Here is a 16,569-nt window from a genome sequence, read left to right on the forward strand (position 1 = left end):
TATCTCTGGAGGTGGCTGACAGTGAAATCAGTTATAAACCATCAGGAAGTTGGATACGGCGTTAACATCGCCGGCGTTGATTTCCGTGCCATCTTTGTCAAGTGCGGCATAGAAAGTTAATTCAGCATTGCCTTGATCATCCGGTGCGGTTGTTTCAGATACCGTACCCGGTTTAATCGCGGTGCTGCGATCGCTGTTATAAAGCTTCACGCCGACACCCGTCGCCATACCTTCACCCGGCGTAACCTGAAGCAGTGTGTCATTCACCGTATCTTTGGTTCCGTCAAACAGTACCGCAACCGATTCAACCGTCTCCGGGCAGTTTTCCACGTTGATTTTGAACTCGCGCGGCGTCGTTTCGTTGTGATCGTCAAAGTAGCTTTTTGCCCACGCCCCAAGGTCTACCGTTTTGTTTTTAGAGGCCGGAGTAATATCACAGGAAATAAGGGTAATCTTCCCGGTAAAATTGATCACCCCGCCCGTACTTTGCGAACCCGCACCGGTATCCAGAGAAGCATTAACGCCAGAATCACTGCTTGCCAGTACTGATTGAGAAGATAACAGCAGCCCCGCCGCGGCAATCGCCAGCGCCACATTTTTGATTTTCATTTGGAACACTTTCCCCTCTGTAAATTAAACAGATATAGACTTGTTGTACCAGGTACAATAACCGCTATAAGGATTTAAAAACGCCACCGAAAGGTTTTTAGCAGAATGGGTGACGCGACCTTATAGAATAAAGCAGGGTCCATCCCATGGTGATAATCCGTATATTTTCAGAAGGCCATACACAGATATCCTTCAACTGAGGAATGACTTCTGGCCGAAAATAACACTGAATACGTTGTGGTTAGTAATAAATTTAAAATCTTCTGTTACGTTGCTTCTGAATAAATAGTAAATCAAATGCCTTTTAACGTCTACGCATTGAAAAGCAATATGCCGCGTCTGTAAACACTCAGAAATTAACACTCAACTAACAAATTTAACCCCTTTCGATTGCCATAATAATTATTAATCTGCTTTTAATACCGCAACTAAATTACAAGAGAGTCAACTGATCATTGTTTGATCAATTTATTTCAGAATATTATTAGCCAAAAAATGTCTGTTCAGCGCAAAATTCTTACCCTTTATCCTGAAAAACAACACTTGAACAGGATATTTCTTTATCGATCATCAATTGATCGTTTGTAATACACTGTTAAAATCTATATGTGAAATTTACCTTAATTAAAATTTTTTGCTACAGCTTAGATTTCGCATTTTTAACCAAAAAAAATTTTTATTTATAGGAAATATATCACTCTGCTCACACATATACAGCTTCTCAAAAACACAAATAAAACAAACAAACCTCATTAAATTCACGAAACATTATCACCTCTCCTTTTTATATAACCTCTTTTACGCGCCGTATCTGCTTAAAAGGCGAATGTAAGGCTCTCCACCTGACCACCGCTCCCAACGCACACGGTGATTTGATTTTGCGGGTTTGGTCCTACCAATCACGCACAAAGCTATCCATCGTTCACAATTTCGATGCTCCACTTCACAAAACAATTGCTGAATAGCAACACTTGGTTAACCATTTGTTGTCATTAACCCTACATCACAATATTGGAAGGACCACTTTTACACTAAGTGTGACGCAGAGATGAGCAGAGACTCACCCGACGAACACCTGTGTGGTCCTCAGGAGACCTGCATGAGCCTCTGGCAACAAAACTACGATCCGGCCGGAAATATCTGGCTGTCGAGCCTGATCGCATCGCTACCGATCCTGTTTTTCTTCTTTGCGCTGATTAAGCTCAAGCTGAAGGGCTACCTCGCCGCGACGTATACCGTTGCCATCGCCCTGATGGTGGCGTTGTTCTTCTACAAAATGCCGGTCGATCGCGCGCTGGCCTCCGTCGTCTATGGCTTCTTCTACGGACTGTGGCCGATTGCGTGGATCATCATCGCCGCCGTCTTTGTCTACAAAATCTCGGTCAAAACCGGGCAGTTCGACATTATTCGCTCGTCGATTCTCTCCATCACGCCGGACCAGCGTTTGCAGATGCTGATCGTCGGCTTCTCCTTCGGAGCATTTCTGGAAGGGGCGGCAGGATTCGGCGCACCGGTGGCCATCACCGCCGCCCTGCTGGTCGGTCTGGGCTTTAACCCGCTGTATGCCGCTGGCCTGTGCCTGATTGTGAATACCGCGCCGGTGGCGTTTGGCGCGATGGGCATTCCTATTCTGGTGGCGGGCCAGGTGACCGGGCTGGACAGCTTCGAGATCGGCCAGATGGTGGGCCGCCAGCTGCCGTTCCTGACCATTATCGTGCTGTTCTGGATCATGGCGATTATGGACGGCTGGCGCGGCGTGAAGGAGACCTGGCCTGCGGTGATGGTAGCGGGCGGTTCGTTCGCCATTGCCCAGTATCTCAGCTCCAACTTCCTCGGCCCGGAACTGCCGGACATCATCTCTTCCCTGGTGTCGCTGGTCTGTCTGACGCTGTTCCTGAAACGCTGGCAGCCGGTACGTATCTTCCGCTTTGCTGACATGGGCGCATCGCACGTGGATCAGACGCTGGCGCGCACCGGCTATACCGCCGGACAGATTGTGCGCGCGTGGTCACCGTTCCTGTTCCTGACCGCCACCGTGACGCTGTGGAGTATTCCGCCGTTTAAAGCCCTGTTCGCCCCGGGCGGCGCGCTGTACGACATGGTGATTAATATCTCCGTGCCGTTCCTCGACAAAATGGTCGCCCGTATGCCGCCGGTGGTACACGACGCCACGCCGTATGCGGCAGTGTTTAAGTTTGACTGGTTCTCAGCCACCGGCACGGCCATCCTGTTTGCCGCTATCCTTTCCGTAGTGTGGCTGCGCATGAAGCCTGCCGTCGCGGTGCAGACCTTTGCGGCGACGATTAAAGAGCTGATGCTGCCGATTTACTCCATCGGCATGGTGCTGGCGTTCGCGTTTATTTCGAACTACTCCGGCCTGTCGTCGACGCTGGCGTTAGCGCTGGCGCATACCGGCCACGCGTTTACCTTCTTCTCGCCGTTCCTCGGCTGGCTGGGGGTGTTCCTGACCGGTTCAGATACGTCATCTAACGCCCTGTTTGCCGCCCTACAGGCCACAGCCGCGCAGCAGATTGGCGTCTCGGACGTGCTGCTGGTCGCCGCGAACACCACCGGCGGCGTGACCGGGAAGATGATCTCACCGCAGTCCATCGCCATTGCCTGTGCCGCGGTGGGGCTGGTAGGCAAAGAGTCGGATCTGTTCCGCTTTACCGTTAAACACAGCCTGATATTTACCTGCATGGTGGGCGTGATCACCACATTGCAGGCCTATGTCTTAACCTGGATGATTCCATGATAGTGATGCCCAGACGCCTGTCCGACGAGATTGCCACTCGCGTACGGGCGCTGATAGAAGAACAACAGCTGGAAGCGGGCATGAGATTGCCCGCCGAGCGTCAGCTTGCCGCCCAGCTTGGCGTGTCGCGCAATTCACTGCGCGAGGCGCTGGCGACGCTGGTCAGCGAAGGGGTGCTGCTGAGCCGTCGAGGCGGCGGCACCTTCGTGCGCTGGCAGCATGACGACTGGTCCGAACAAAACATCGTGCAGCCGCTTAAGACGCTGATGGAAAACGACCCGGACTACAGCTTTGACATCCTCGAAGCGCGCCACGCCATCGAAACCAGCACCGCGTGGCATGCGGCGATGCGGGCAACCGAGGCCGACAAAGAGAAGCTCAAAGCCTGCTTTGAGGCCACGCAAAGCAGCGATCCGGACATCGCCTCCCAGGCGGACGTGCGTTTTCACCTCGCGATTGCCGAGGCCTCGCACAACGTGGTTCTGCTGCAAACCATGCGCGGGTTCTTCGACCTGCTGCAATCCTCCGTGAAGCAGAGCCGCCAGCGCATGTATCTGGTGCCGCCGGTGTTTGCCCAGCTGACCGAACAGCACGAGGCGGTGCTCAACGCCATTCTGGCCGGTGATGCCGAGGCCGCGCGCAAGGCGATGATGGCGCATCTCGGCTTCGTGCATACCACCATTAAACGATTCGATGAAGATCAGGCCCGACAGGCGCGTATTACCCGTCTGCCTGGCGAGAGTGATATTTCCAGGGAGAACAAAGCATGATTATTTCCGCAGCCAGTGACTATCGCGCCGCGGCACAGCGCATTTTGCCGCCATTCCTGTTCCACTACATTGACGGCGGGGCGTACGCCGAATATACCCTGCGCCGCAACGTGGAGGACCTGTCGGAAGTGGCCCTGCGCCAGCGCGTGCTGAAGAATATGTCTGACCTGAGCCTTGAGACGAAGCTGTTTAACGAGACGCTCTCCATGCCGGTGGCGCTTGCGCCCGTCGGCTTATGCGGCATGTATGCCCGCCGGGGCGAAGTGCAGGCCGCCGCCGCCGCAGATGCCAAAGGCATTCCGTTTACCCTTTCCACCGTGTCCGTCTGCCCGATTGAAGAGGTCGCCCCGACCATCAAGCGCCCGATGTGGTTCCAGCTGTACGTCCTGCGCGATCGCGGCTTTATGCGTAACGCGCTGGAGCGCGCCAAAGCGGCAGGCTGCTCAACGCTGGTCTTTACCGTCGATATGCCCACGCCCGGCGCCCGCTACCGTGATGCGCACTCCGGCATGAGCGGTCCGAACGCCGCGATGCGCCGCTACTGGCAGGCGGTGACGCACCCGCAGTGGGCGTGGGATGTCGGCGTGAATGGCCGTCCGCACGATCTGGGCAATATTTCGGCCTACCTGGGTAAACCGACCGGGCTGGAAGATTACATCGGCTGGCTGGCGAACAACTTCGATCCATCCATCTCCTGGAAAGACCTGGAGTGGATCCGCGAATTCTGGGACGGCCCGATGGTGATCAAAGGGATCCTCGATCCGGAAGATGCCCGCGACGCGGTGCGTTTTGGCGCCGATGGGATCGTGGTCTCTAACCATGGTGGCCGCCAGCTTGACGGGGTGCTCTCCTCCGCCCGCGCCCTGCCAGCCATTGCCGATGCGGTGAAAGGCGATATTGCGATTCTGGCCGACAGCGGCATCCGTAACGGGCTGGACGTGGTGCGCATGATTGCCCTGGGCGCAGACAGTGTGCTGCTGGGCCGTGCTTACCTGTACGCGCTGGCCACCAGCGGCCAGGCGGGCGTGGCGAATCTGCTGAACCTGATCGAGAAAGAGATGAAGGTGGCGATGACCCTGACCGGTGCGAAAACAATCGGTGAAATCAGCAAAGACTCTCTGGTGCAGGAGCTCAGTAAGCTGCCTGCGGCGCTGGCCCCCCTTTCTCAGGGAAACGCGGCCTGATCTCCCCCGGTTAGCCTCCCCTTCTTCCGCGCCCGGCTTTACCCTCGGGCGCTTTTTTTGTCGAAAATAACACCTGCGTAACATTCTGGATAAGAAAATTTGACATGCCCCGCCCCTCCGCAATTGTATAGACAAGCAAATACAAGAACACAAAAACAACATTACATCGGAGGAAACGTATGACGTATTCAGGTCGGGTGGATATTCAGCAGGTGATCGATGAGAGTCCTTTTTCAGGGTTTCACTGGCTTCTTATTGTGCTGGGCTTTCTGGTGCTGGCGATCGATGGTTTCGATACCGCCGCGATGGGTTACATTGCGCCTACGCTGTCGGCGGAGTGGGGAATACATAAACAGGATCTGGGGCCGGTGTTGAGTGCGGCGCTACTGGGGCTGTCGCTGGGAGCTCTTATTGCAGGTCCGGTATCGGACCGTATGGGACGCAAGCGCGTACTGGTCTTTTCATGCCTGTTCTTCGGCCTGGCGAGCCTGGGCACGGCCTGGGCGCAAAGTCTGAATACCCTGACGCTGTGGCGATTTCTGACCGGTCTCGGGCTGGGCGCCGCGATGCCTAACGCCATCACACTGATCTCAGAGTTTGCCCCCCAGCGCTGCCGCGCCATGGCAATTAACACCATGTACTGCGGCTTTCCGCTGGGTGCGGCGGGCGGCGGGGCGATCTCGTCCTGGCTTATCCCTCACCATGGCTGGCGAAGCGTACTGCTGACCGGCGCGATTGCGCCGCTGATTTTAACGGTGCTGCTGGCGCTGCTGTTGCCGGAGTCGGTGAAGTTTCTGGTGCAGCGCGGGAAAGACGTCGCGCAGGTTCGCCGCATCGCCAGCCAGTTCGCCCGCAGCACGCTGGATAGCGTCACGGGCTTTTTCCTGGCGGAGGAGAAGGTCGCGTCGAAAAAAGGCAGCGTGTCGCAGCTGTTTTCCATGCCCTGGCTGCCCGGCACCCTGATGCTGTGGGTCACCTACTTTATGGGACTGGTGATTTATTACGTCCTGCTGAGCTGGATGCCAACGCTGATGCAGGGGATGGGGTATGCGCTGGCGGAATCCGCCTGGCTCACCTCGCTGTTCACCTTCGGCGGCACCGCTGGCATTCTGCTCGCGGGCTGGATGATGGACCGCTGGGAAGCGCACAAGGTGGTCGCGTGTGGTTTCGTGCTGACGATGGGCCTGATTCTTTTACTCGGCATTGAGCATAATCATATCGCCCTGTTTGGCGGGTTAATCTTCCTGATGGGGATCGCGATGAATGGCGCGCAGTCGGGGATGCAGACCCTGGCCGCCACCTTTTACCCTACCGAGTGCCGCGCGACGGGTATCGCCTGGATGCAGGGGATCGGCCGCTTCGGCGGCGTGGCGGGCACCATGACCAGCGCCCAGCTTCTCTCCATGCAGTGGCAGGCGGACAGTATTTTGATGATCCTCAGCGTGCCTGCTCTCGTGGCCGCGGCGGCAACCGTCTACAAAATGCTGTATAGCCGCTCGCAGGAGCCGGGCGTCGCCTAGTCCCTCTCTTTTCTGCTATTCTGCCCCCCGCAATTAAGGGGGCAGCATGCTTAACATCGTCTTATTCGAACCAGAAATCCCACCCAATACCGGCAATATCATCCGCCTGTGCGCCAACACCGGTTTTCGTCTGCACATCATTGAGCCGATGGGCTTTACGTGGGACGACAAACGTCTGCGCCGCGCGGGGCTGGACTACCATGAGTTTACTGCCGTCGTTCGTCATCACGATTACGCCGCGTTTCTGGACGCAGAGAAGCCGCAGCGCATGTTCGCCCTGACCACCAAAGGCACGCCAGCGCACAGTGCCGTAAGCTATCAGGACGGGGATTATCTGATGTTTGGTCCGGAAACCCGCGGCCTGCCGGCCACCATTCTGGATGCCTTGCCCGCTGAGCAAAAAATTCGTATTCCGATGATGCCGGACAGCCGCAGCATGAACCTGTCGAATGCGGTGTCGGTGGTGGTGTATGAGGCGTGGCGCCAGCTGGGTTATCCCGGCGCGATACTGCGTAGCTAAAACAGTTCGGGTGGCTTGCGCCACCCGATTGTCTTTTTAGTCTGCTACTGCGATACGTTTCATATCGGTCATGTAGCCACGCAGTTTCTGGCCCACTTTCTCGATTTCGTGACTGCGAATCGCTTCATTAACGTCACGAAGCTGCGCGTTATCAACCGCACCTTCCGCAATCGCTTTACCCAGATCGCCTGCTTGCAGGGTAGTCATGAACTCTTTCAGCAGCGGTACGCAGGCGTAAGAGAACAGATAGTTACCGTACTCGGCGGTATCGGAGATCACCACGTTCATCTCATACAGACGCTTACGGGCGATGGTGTTTGCGATCAGCGGCAGCTCGTGCAGCGATTCGTAGTACGCAGATTCTTCAATGATGCCGGAATCCACCATGGTTTCGAACGCCAGCTCAACGCCCGCTTTCACCATCGCGATCATCAGTACGCCTTTATCGAAGTACTCCTGCTCGCTGATTTTACCCTCGAACTGTGGTGCCGTTTCGAACGCGGTTTTACCGGTCTCTTCGCGCCAGGTCAGCAGTTTCTTATCGTCATTCGCCCAGTCCGCCATCATGCCGGAAGAGAACTCGCCGGAGATGATGTCGTCCATGTGTTTCTGGAACAGCGGTGCCATGATGGTTTTCAGCTGTTCAGAGAGTGCGAACGCGCGCAGTTTTGCCGGATTGGACAGACGGTCCATCATCAGCGTAATGCCGCCCTGCTTCAGCGCTTCGGTGATGGTTTCCCAGCCGAACTGAATCAGTTTTTCCGCGTATGCCGGATCGGTGCCCTCTTCCACCAGCTTGTCGAAGCACAGCAGAGAACCCGCCTGGAGCATGCCGCACAGAATGGTCTGCTCGCCCATCAGGTCAGATTTCACTTCCGCAACGAAGGAAGATTCCAGTACGCCCGCACGATGGCCGCCGGTGGCCGCTGCCCAGGCTTTGGCAATCGCCATGCCTTCGCCTTTCGGATCGTTTTCCGGGTGAACGGCGATCAGCGTCGGTACGCCGAAACCACGTTTGTACTCTTCGCGCACTTCGGTGCCCGGGCACTTCGGTGCCACCATCACTACGGTGATGTCTTTACGGATCTGCTCGCCCACTTCAACGATGTTGAAGCCGTGGGAGTAACCCAGCGCGGCGCCGTCTTTCATCAGCGGCTGTACGGAACGCACAACGTCAGAGTGCTGCTTGTCTGGCGTCAGGTTAACCACCAGGTCCGCCTGCGGGATCAGCTCTTCGTAGGTACCTACTTTGAAGCCGTTTTCGGTCGCTTTACGCCAGGAAGCGCGCTTTTCAGCAATCGCTTCTTTGCGCAGGGCGTAGGAGATATCCAGCCCGGAGTCACGCATGTTCAGGCCCTGGTTCAGACCCTGTGCGCCACAGCCAACAATGACCACTTTTTTACCCTGAAGGTAGCTCGCGCCATCAGCAAATTCATCGCGCGCCATGAAGCGGCATTTGCCCAGCTGCGCCAGCTGCTGGCGCAAGTTCAGTGTATTAAAGTAGTTAGCCATGGGTGATACCTCGTGATGTTGTGCGTCTTATTGTTCGGTTCGCGTTTTAGCGAGAATGTACCCACATTACAACAGGAAATTTATTGCGGAAATTGATATATTCACAACGTCACATTGCAATTTATGCAATGTAAAAAGAGGGAGTGGAATCGGTGGATTTACGCGATCTGAAAATGTTCCTGCATCTGGCGGAAAGCCGTCACTTTGGCCGCAGCGCCCGGGCGATGCACGTCAGTCCTTCCACGCTGTCGCGCCAGATCCAGCGCCTTGAGGAAGACCTCGGCCAGCCGCTGTTCGTGCGCGATAACCGCACCGTCACCCTCACGGAAGCCGGTGAAGAGCTGCGCATCTTTGCCCAGCAAACCTTGTTGCAGTACCAGCAGCTGCGGCACACCATCGACCAGCAGGGGCCGTCGCTTTCCGGCGAGCTGCATATTTTCTGCTCCGTGACCGCCGCCTACAGCCATCTTCCCCCCATTCTCGACCGCTTCCGCGCGGAACATCCGTCGGTTGAAATTAAGCTCACCACCGGCGATGCCGCCGACGCGATGGAAAAAGTGGTCACGGGCGAAGCGGATCTCGCGATTGCCGGGAAGCCGGAAACCCTGCCGGGCGCGGTAGCGTTCTCAATGCTGGAGAATCTGGCGGTAGTACTGATTGCCCCGGCGCTGCCCTGCCCGGTGCGCAACCAGGTCTCGGTGGAGAAACCGGACTGGTCGACGGTGCCGTTTATCATGGCCGATCAGGGGCCGGTGCGCCGCCGCATTGAGCTGTGGTTCCGCCGCCAGAAAATCAGCAACCCGTCGATTTACGCCACGGTCGGCGGCCATGAGGCGATGGTGTCGATGGTAGCGCTCGGCTGCGGCGTGGCGCTGCTGCCAGAAGTGGTGCTGGAAAACAGCCCGGAGCCAGTGCGCAATCGCGTGATGATTTTAGAACGCAGCGACGAAAAAACGCCGTTCGAGCTTGGCGTGTGCGCACAAAAAAAGCGGCTGCATGAGCCGCTTATTGATGCGTTCTGGAAGATATTGCCGAACCACTAAAGCCGGGTGGCGCTGCGCTTACCCGGCCTACACGCAGCTCAACCCTTAGCCCGCGAGGAAGAAGCGGAACGCCGGGTTGTGGGTTTCGTCATGGCACTCATAGCCCAGCTCGTTCAGGCGCGTTTCGAAATCCGGCTCGTGCTCGCCCAGCTCGAACGCCGCCAGAACGCGGCCGTAGTCGGTGCCGTGGCTGCGGTAGTGGAACAGAGAAATGTTCCAGTGGGTGCCCAGCGTGTGCAGGAACTTGAGCAACGCGCCCGGCGATTCCGGGAACTCGAAGCTGAACAGGCGTTCCTTGAGCGGCTTGGATGGACGGCCGCCGACCATGTAACGCACGTGCAGCTTCGCCATTTCGTCGTCGGAGAGATCGACCACGCTGTAGCCGCCGTCATGCAGCAGGCTGAGGATCTCTTTGCGCTCCTCCACGCCACGGCTCAGACGCACGCCGACAAATATGCACGCATCTTTGGCATCGGCAAAGCGGTAGTTGAACTCCGTTACCGAACGGCCGCCCAGCAGCTGGCAAAACTTCAGGAAGCTGCCCTTCTCTTCCGGAATGGTCACCGCCAGCAGGGCTTCACGCTGCTCGCCCAGCTCACAGCGTTCGGACACGTAGCGCAGGCCGTGGAAGTTCACATTGGCGCCGGAAAGCACGTGCGCCAGACGCTCGCCGCGAATGTTGTGCTGGGCGATGTATTTCTTCATCCCCGCCAGCGCCAGCGCGCCGGACGGCTCCGCCACCGCACGCACATCCTCGAAGAGATCTTTCATCGCCGCGCAGATAGCGTCGCTGTCGACGGTGACGATATCGTCGAGATACTCCTGGCACAGACGGAACGTTTCATCGCCAATGCGCTTCACCGCCACGCCCTCGGCGAACAGCCCGACGCGCGGCAGATCCACCGGATGTCCGGCGTCCAGCGCCGCCTTCAGGCAAGCGGAGTCTTCCGCTTCAACCGCAATCACTTTGATCTGCGGCATTAGCTGTTTGATCAGCACCGCCACACCAGCGGCTAAGCCACCGCCGCCCACCGGGACGAAAACGCGGTCGAGATGGGCATCCTGCTGCAACAGTTCCAGCGCCAGCGTACCCTGCCCGGCAATCACCATCGGGTGATCGAACGGCGGGACCCAGGTGAAACCCTGCTGCTGCGCCAGCTCAATCGCTTTGGCTTTCGCTTCGTCAAAATTCGCGCCGTGGAGCAGCACTTCCCCGCCAAAACCGCGCACCGCGTCGACTTTGATATCCGCCGTGGCAACCGGCATCACGATCAGCGCTTTCAGCCCTAAACGGGCCGCGGAGAACGCTACGCCCTGCGCGTGGTTGCCCGCCGACGCGGTAATGACGCCGCGCGCTTTCTGCTCATCCGTCAGCCCGGCCATCATCGCGTAGGCGCCGCGCAGCTTGAAGCTGTGCACCGGCTGCCTGTCTTCGCGCTTCACCAGAATGACGTTGTCGAGGCGCGAGGAGAGTTTGTCCATTTTTTGCAGGGGCGTGACCTGCACGGCTTCATAGACCGGCGCGCGCAGCACCGCTCTCAGGTATTCCGCCCCCTCGGGGGCGGCGGATAAGGGTTGTGACTCGGCCATCATTAGCCCCCAAGTTTAGATTTATCGCGCACCGCGCCTTTATCTGCACTGGTGGCAAGGCTTGCGTAGGCACGCAGGGCGAAGGAGACTTCACGCTGGCGGTCTTTCGGCGTCCAGGCTTTGTCGCCGCGGGCTTCCTGCGCTTCACGACGGGCCGCAATCTCCTGGTCACTCAGCTTCAGCTGAATGCCGCGGTTCGGAATGTCGATTTCGATCAGGTCGCCATCTTCGATGATCGCGATATTGCCGCCGCTTGCCGCTTCCGGGGAGACGTGGCCAATGGAGAGGCCTGACGTGCCGCCAGAGAAACGACCGTCGGTGATCAGCGCGCAGGCTTTGCCGAGGCCCATCGATTTCAGGAAGGTAGTCGGGTAGAGCATCTCCTGCATGCCCGGACCGCCTTTCGGCCCTTCGTAGCGAATGACCACCACGTCGCCTTCCACCACTTTGCCACCGAGGATAGCGTCTACCGCCTCGTCCTGACTTTCATACACTTTTGCCGGACCGGTGAATTTGAGAATGCTGTCGTCCACGCCTGCGGTTTTCACGATGCAGCCGTTTTCCGCAAAGTTACCGTACAGCACGGCCAGACCGCCGTCTTTGCTGTAGGCATGTTCCAGCGAGCGGATGCAGCCTTCGGCGCGATCGTCATCCAGCGTGTCCCAGCGGCAATCCTGCGAGAACGCCTGCGTGGTGCGAATACCTGCCGGACCGGCGCGGAACATCTTTTTCACCGCGTCGTCTTTGGTCAGCATCACGTCGTACTGGTCCAGCGACTCCGGCAGCGTCAGGCCGAGCACATTTTTCACGTTGCGGTTCAGCAGCCCTGCGCGATCCAGCTCGCCGAGAATACCGATGACACCACCAGCACGATGCACGTCTTCCATATGGTACTTCTGGGTACTCGGCGCGACTTTACACAGCTGCGGCACTTTGCGGGAGAGCTTGTCGATGTCGCTCATGGTGAAGTCGATTTCGGCTTCCTGCGCGGCGGCCAGCAGGTGCAGAACGGTGTTGGTGGAACCGCCCATGGCGATATCCAGCGTCATGGCGTTTTCGAACGCCGCTTTACTGGCGATGTTGCGCGGCAGCGCGCTGGCGTCGTCCTGCTCGTAGTAGCGTTTGGTCAGCTCAACGATGCGCTTGCCCGCGTTAAGGAACAGCTGCTTACGGTCGGCGTGGGTCGCCAGCAGCGAGCCGTTACCCGGCTGAGAAAGGCCCAGCGCTTCGGTCAGGCAGTTCATGGAGTTGGCGGTGAACATCCCGGAACAGGAGCCGCAGGTCGGGCACGCGGAGCGTTCCACCTGGTCGCTCTGCTCGTCAGAGACTTTCGGGTCCGCGCCCTGGATCATCGCATCGACCAGGTCGAGCTTGATGATTTTGTCGGAAAGCTTGGTTTTACCCGCTTCCATCGGGCCGCCGGAAACGAAGATCACCGGAATGTTCAGGCGCAGGGAGGCCATCAGCATCCCCGGGGTGATTTTGTCGCAGTTGGAGATACAGACCATCGCATCGGCGCAGTGGGCGTTAACCATGTACTCCACCGAGTCGGCGATCAGCTCGCGCGACGGCAGTGAATAGAGCATCCCCCCGTGGCCCATTGCGATACCGTCATCCACCGCAATGGTGTTGAACTCTTTCGCCACGCCGCCGGAGGCTTCGATTTGCTCGGCAACCAGCTTACCGAGATCGCGCAGGTGCACGTGGCCCGGCACAAACTGGGTGAAGGAGTTCACCACGGCGATAATTGGCTTGCCGAAATCGGCGTCGGTCATTCCGGTGGCGCGCCACAGTGCGCGGGCACCCGCCATATTACGGCCGTGGGTGGTGGTGGCTGAACGATACTTAGGCATGCTTTATTTACTCCCGTCTGACTATTAAATGGGACGGTGCGTGCCGTCCCAAATTTATATTTAGTGATTAACCTGATCCAACCAGCCGTATTTGTCTTCTGTTTCGCCGGTGAACAGGCCGAAGAAGGCTTGCTGAATGCGTTTGGTGACCGGACCACAGCGGCCTTCGCCCACCTGAATGCCGTCGACGCTACGCACCGGTGTAATTTCAGCCGCGGTACCGGACATGAACACTTCGTCAGCCAGGTACAGGGATTCGCGGGACAGCACCTGCTCGCGTACTTCGATACCCAGATCTTTTGCCAGCTTGATGATGGCGTCGCGGGTGATGCCCGGCAGCGCGGACGAGGTGAACGGCGGGGTGAACAGAATGCCGTCTTTCACTTCAAACAGGTTTTCGCCCGCACCTTCGGAGATGTAGCCATTTACATCGAGCGCGATACCTTCCTGGTAACCGTGACGGCGCGCTTCGCTGCCGACCAGCAGTGAGGAAAGGTAGTTACCGCCCGCTTTAGCCGCGGTCGGGATAGTGTTTGGTGCCACGCGGTTCCAGGAAGAAACCATTGCGTCGATCCCCTGATCCAGTGCTTCCGCGCCCAGGTAGGCGCCCCACGGGAACGCAGCAATGATCACATCGGTGTTATAGCCAGCGGGCGGATTGACACCCATGCCGACATCACCCACGAAGACCAGCGGACGAATATAGGCACTGGTCAGTTTGTTCTGGCGGATCACCTCGCGGCAGGCTTCCATCAGCTCATCAACGCTTTGGGAGACCGGGAAACGATAAATTTTGGCTGAGTCATGCAGACGCTGCATGTGTTCGCGATGGCGGAACACCACTGGTCCTTTGTGAGAATCGTAGCAACGGATGCCTTCAAACACGGAGGTGCCGTAGTGCAGCGCGTGGGACATCACGTGAACTTTCGCGTCTTCCCAGCGAACCATCTCACCATTGAACCAAATGTAATCAGCTTTTTTTGTCGTCATTTTTTCGTCCTGTCACGCTTAAGCGCGGATTTGTTGTGATGTGGTTGTGGTCTGGCAGATGGCAACATGGGCAACGTCTACCAGTTTTGATAACTGACTAAACAGTAAGTCGACCGGCCGCGGGCTGGCAACGGTTAATTCGATACTGATATTTTGTGCATCCGTGGCCGTTTCCATATTCATAGAGCAAATCTGAAAACCACGATGACGCACCACACGCAATACGCGTTCTAACGTTTCCGGGTTGAAGCGAGCCTGCACGGCGACCTGATGTTGCATCATGATAATTTCTCCAGCATTTGTGAGTTACTGGCACCGGGCGGTACCAACGGCCAGACGTTCTCAAGCTCGTCGATTGAGACATGAAGCAGGTATGGCCCTTCGCTTGACAGCATGGTGTCGAGTGCCGCTTCAACCTGGTCTTTACGGGTGATGTGCTGGCCAGGAATGCCGAAGGCGCTGGCCAGGGTGAGGAAATCGGGGTTGTCGGTCAGGGTCGTTTCGCTGTAACGCTCCTGGAAGAACAGCTGCTGCCACTGGCGAACCATGCCTAAACGCTGGTTATCGAGCAAAACGATCTTCAGCGGTAACTGCTTACGCTTCACGGTGCCGAGCTCCTGGACGTTCATCATGAAGGAGCCGTCACCGGAGATACAGATAACAGTATCGTTCGGGCGGGCAACCTGTGCGCCCACGGCAGCGGGCAGGCCGAAGCCCATCGTGCCTAAGCCGCTCGAGGTGATGAAGTTCTCCGGACGGGTGTAGGTCATGTGCTGGGCTGACCACATCTGATGCTGGCCGACATCCGTCGTCACCACGCTGTCTGCGGGTTTGCGGTCGGACAACTGTTTCAACAACAGCGGCGCATAGATGGCCTCGCCGGGGTGATCGTAACGCCAGGCGTGTTCAGCGCGCATATCTGCGGTGTGCTGACGCCATGGGTTGATATCCAGCGGCTGCTCCAGCGCCGGTAAAAGCGCGTTGAGATCGCCCTGCAACGCGACATGCGCCTGACGCAGTTTGTTCATCTCCGCCGGGTCGATGTCCATATGGATCACTTTGGCGTTCGGCGCAAAGGTGTTCAGCTTGCCGGTGACGCGGTCGTCAAAACGGGCGCCGACGGCGATGAGCAGGTCACACTCCTGCACCGCCAGGTTTGCCGCTTTGGTGCCGTGCATCCCTAACATGCCCAAATAGTATGGATAGTCCGCGTCGACCGCGCCCAATCCTTTCAGCGTGCAGATGGCGGGCATTTGCGTTACTGCGATAAATTCGCGCAGGGCAGGAACAGCCTGCGCCATGCCCACGCCGCCGCCTACATACAGCATCGGCTGTTTCGCCTGCGCCAGCATCTGGCGAGCCTCTTCAACCTCCGTATGGGGAAACACGTTGTCGCTTTCAACGGTGGAGAAGTGCGGTTCCAGATCGCCGAGTGCAACCTGAATATCTTTCGGGATATCTACCAGAACCGGGCCAGGACGGCCAGAGCTGGCAACCTCGAACGCTTCGGCCATCACGCGCGGCAGCTCTTCGAGAGACTGAACGAGGAAGCTGTGTTTGGTGCAGGCAAGCGATAAACCAAGCACATCCACTTCCTGGAAAGCATCGGTGCCGATGAACGGAGAGGCCACCTGGCCGGTGATCGCCACCACGGGTACGGAATCGAGCAGCGCGTCAGCCAGGCCGGTGATCAGGTTCGTTGCGCCCGGACCGGAGGTGGCCATACAGACGCCGGTTTTACCGGTCGCACGGGCATAACCGATGGCGGCCATCGCTGCGCCCTGCTCGTGTCGGCACAAGAGGTGTTCCACGCCGCCGTCATACAGTGCATCGTAAATCGGCATAATTGCGCCACCCGGATAACCGAATACGGTTTCGACTCCCTGCGCGCGCAACGCATGTACTACCCATTGTGCCCCATTCATAGTTAGTTCCCCGTCATAAATCTGGAGAAACAGAATTTTGTGCTAGTCGTCATTCTCTGCTCCTCATTTAAGTTTTTTAGTCATAAAAAAACCCCCGGACCTTTCGGTGCGGGGGTCTTAGTTCGTTAAGGCTTGATTTCTAAGCCTTTCCTCGTCCAAGTGCAGCCCCGCACGGTGGGATAATAATCACCACCACGCTAATCACGACCAGGCTAATCACTCGTAGAAGGGCTGTCATTTTCAGTTCTTTTTGCATCTTGTTCGAAGGAATACCTAAAGAGTTACCACAGATATTTCA

The 16,569-nt window shown here is 57.4% G+C and carries 15 protein-coding genes; 6 read left to right on the forward strand and 9 right to left on the reverse strand.

Features of this window, described 5'->3' with window-relative positions; all coding sequences use genetic code 11:
• Window positions 1–27: 27 nt before the first annotated feature.
• Window positions 28–609, reverse strand: coding sequence for a fimbrial protein (locus tag ACQG03_RS20925; RefSeq protein ID WP_032621994.1), 582 nt, complete (start codon window positions 607–609; stop codon window positions 28–30).
• Between the two features lie 1,099 nt (window positions 610–1,708).
• Between ACQG03_RS20925 and lldP the strand changes: the two genes are divergently transcribed.
• From lldP to trmL, 5 genes are all read left to right on the forward strand, one after another.
• A complete protein-coding gene (gene lldP, locus ACQG03_RS20930) occupies window positions 1,709–3,364 on the forward strand; it encodes an L-lactate permease (protein ID WP_063163870.1) in 1,656 nt (551 codons plus the stop codon).
• Window positions 3,361–4,134: a transcriptional regulator LldR gene (lldR, locus tag ACQG03_RS20935; protein WP_023298877.1), complete on the forward strand. Its 774-nt coding sequence runs from the start codon at window positions 3,361–3,363 to the stop codon at window positions 4,132–4,134. The genes lldP and lldR overlap by 4 nt, the downstream gene beginning before the upstream one ends.
• The gene (gene lldD / locus ACQG03_RS20940) at window positions 4,131–5,318 is read left to right on the forward strand and encodes an FMN-dependent L-lactate dehydrogenase LldD (RefSeq protein WP_022649770.1); all 1,188 of its coding nucleotides are present in this window, start codon (window positions 4,131–4,133) and stop codon (window positions 5,316–5,318) included. Before lldR ends, lldD begins: the two co-directional genes overlap by 4 nt.
• A gap of 179 nt (window positions 5,319–5,497) precedes the next feature.
• Window positions 5,498–6,838 (forward strand): MFS transporter, encoded by a 1,341-nt coding sequence (locus tag ACQG03_RS20945; protein ID WP_063163869.1) that lies wholly within the window; start codon window positions 5,498–5,500, stop codon window positions 6,836–6,838.
• 46 nt (window positions 6,839–6,884) lie between these two features.
• Window positions 6,885–7,358, forward strand: coding sequence for a tRNA (uridine(34)/cytosine(34)/5-carboxymethylaminomethyluridine(34)-2'-O)-methyltransferase TrmL (trmL, locus tag ACQG03_RS20950; protein ID WP_022649772.1), 474 nt, complete (start codon window positions 6,885–6,887; stop codon window positions 7,356–7,358).
• Between the two features lie 36 nt (window positions 7,359–7,394).
• On the opposite strand, the gene ilvC is transcribed toward trmL, so the two are convergent.
• Window positions 7,395–8,870 (reverse strand): ketol-acid reductoisomerase, encoded by a 1,476-nt coding sequence (gene ilvC, locus ACQG03_RS20955; RefSeq protein WP_022649773.1) that lies wholly within the window; start codon window positions 8,868–8,870, stop codon window positions 7,395–7,397.
• Between the two features lie 152 nt (window positions 8,871–9,022).
• Here ilvC and ilvY point away from each other — a divergent pair, with 152 nt between their 5' ends.
• Window positions 9,023–9,913: an HTH-type transcriptional activator IlvY gene (gene ilvY, locus ACQG03_RS20960; RefSeq protein WP_017382574.1), complete on the forward strand. Its 891-nt coding sequence runs from the start codon at window positions 9,023–9,025 to the stop codon at window positions 9,911–9,913.
• A 45-nt stretch (window positions 9,914–9,958) separates the two neighbouring features.
• On the opposite strand, the gene ilvA is transcribed toward ilvY, so the two are convergent.
• The 7 genes from ilvA to ilvL all read right to left on the reverse strand — a co-directional run bounded on the left by ilvA (window position 9,959) and on the right by ilvL (window position 16,509).
• The gene (gene ilvA / locus ACQG03_RS20965; protein WP_100148853.1) at window positions 9,959–11,503 is read right to left on the reverse strand and encodes a threonine ammonia-lyase, biosynthetic; all 1,545 of its coding nucleotides are present in this window, start codon (window positions 11,501–11,503) and stop codon (window positions 9,959–9,961) included.
• 2 nt (window positions 11,504–11,505) lie between these two features.
• The gene (ilvD, locus tag ACQG03_RS20970) at window positions 11,506–13,356 is read right to left on the reverse strand and encodes a dihydroxy-acid dehydratase (RefSeq protein ID WP_022649775.1); all 1,851 of its coding nucleotides are present in this window, start codon (window positions 13,354–13,356) and stop codon (window positions 11,506–11,508) included.
• Window positions 13,357–13,416: 60 nt separating this feature from the next.
• On the reverse strand, window positions 13,417–14,346 hold the full coding sequence (ilvE, locus tag ACQG03_RS20975) for a branched-chain-amino-acid transaminase (protein WP_003860182.1): 930 nt from the start codon (window positions 14,344–14,346) through the stop codon (window positions 13,417–13,419).
• An 18-nt stretch (window positions 14,347–14,364) separates the two neighbouring features.
• Window positions 14,365–14,628 (reverse strand): acetolactate synthase 2 small subunit, encoded by a 264-nt coding sequence (gene ilvM / locus ACQG03_RS20980; RefSeq protein WP_063163868.1) that lies wholly within the window; start codon window positions 14,626–14,628, stop codon window positions 14,365–14,367.
• Window positions 14,625–16,271 carry an acetolactate synthase 2 catalytic subunit gene (gene ilvG, locus ACQG03_RS20985; RefSeq protein WP_063163867.1) on the reverse strand — a complete coding sequence of 549 codons (1,647 nt, stop codon included), beginning with the start codon at window positions 16,269–16,271 and terminating at the stop codon, window positions 14,625–14,627. The genes ilvM and ilvG overlap by 4 nt, the downstream gene beginning before the upstream one ends.
• A 2-nt stretch (window positions 16,272–16,273) precedes the next feature.
• On the reverse strand, window positions 16,274–16,324 hold the full coding sequence (ilvX, locus tag ACQG03_RS20990) for a peptide IlvX (protein ID WP_166792073.1): 51 nt from the start codon (window positions 16,322–16,324) through the stop codon (window positions 16,274–16,276).
• Between the two features lie 86 nt (window positions 16,325–16,410).
• Window positions 16,411–16,509: an ilv operon leader peptide gene (ilvL, locus tag ACQG03_RS20995; protein WP_001311244.1), complete on the reverse strand. Its 99-nt coding sequence runs from the start codon at window positions 16,507–16,509 to the stop codon at window positions 16,411–16,413.
• Window positions 16,510–16,569: the final 60 nt, after the last annotated feature.

Origin of the sequence: Enterobacter cloacae complex sp. 342H5 (genome assembly GCF_050030905.1) — a bacterium.
Classification (GTDB): Bacteria; Pseudomonadota; Gammaproteobacteria; order Enterobacterales; family Enterobacteriaceae; genus Enterobacter; species Enterobacter intestinihominis.

Coding starts and splice junctions, on each gene's coding strand:
- ilvD (WP_022649775.1), bottom strand. CDS start 13,356: ATGCCTAAGTATCGTTCAGCCACCACCACCCACGGCCGTAATATGGCG.
- ilvE (WP_003860182.1), bottom strand. CDS start 14,346: ATGACGACAAAAAAAGCTGATTACATTTGGTTCAATGGTGAGATGGTT.
- ACQG03_RS20945 (WP_063163869.1), top strand. CDS start 5,498: ATGACGTATTCAGGTCGGGTGGATATTCAGCAGGTGATCGATGAGAGT.
- lldD (WP_022649770.1), top strand. CDS start 4,131: ATGATTATTTCCGCAGCCAGTGACTATCGCGCCGCGGCACAGCGCATT.
- ilvM (WP_063163868.1), bottom strand. CDS start 14,628: ATGATGCAACATCAGGTCGCCGTGCAGGCTCGCTTCAACCCGGAAACG.
- ilvA (WP_100148853.1), bottom strand. CDS start 11,503: ATGGCCGAGTCACAACCCTTATCCGCCGCCCCCGAGGGGGCGGAATAC.
- ilvC (WP_022649773.1), bottom strand. CDS start 8,870: ATGGCTAACTACTTTAATACACTGAACTTGCGCCAGCAGCTGGCGCAG.
- ilvL (WP_001311244.1), bottom strand. CDS start 16,509: ATGACAGCCCTTCTACGAGTGATTAGCCTGGTCGTGATTAGCGTGGTG.
- ilvG (WP_063163867.1), bottom strand. CDS start 16,271: ATGAATGGGGCACAATGGGTAGTACATGCGTTGCGCGCGCAGGGAGTC.
- lldP (WP_063163870.1), top strand. CDS start 1,709: ATGAGCCTCTGGCAACAAAACTACGATCCGGCCGGAAATATCTGGCTG.
- lldR (WP_023298877.1), top strand. CDS start 3,361: ATGATAGTGATGCCCAGACGCCTGTCCGACGAGATTGCCACTCGCGTA.
- trmL (WP_022649772.1), top strand. CDS start 6,885: ATGCTTAACATCGTCTTATTCGAACCAGAAATCCCACCCAATACCGGC.
- ACQG03_RS20925 (WP_032621994.1), bottom strand. CDS start 609: ATGAAAATCAAAAATGTGGCGCTGGCGATTGCCGCGGCGGGGCTGCTG.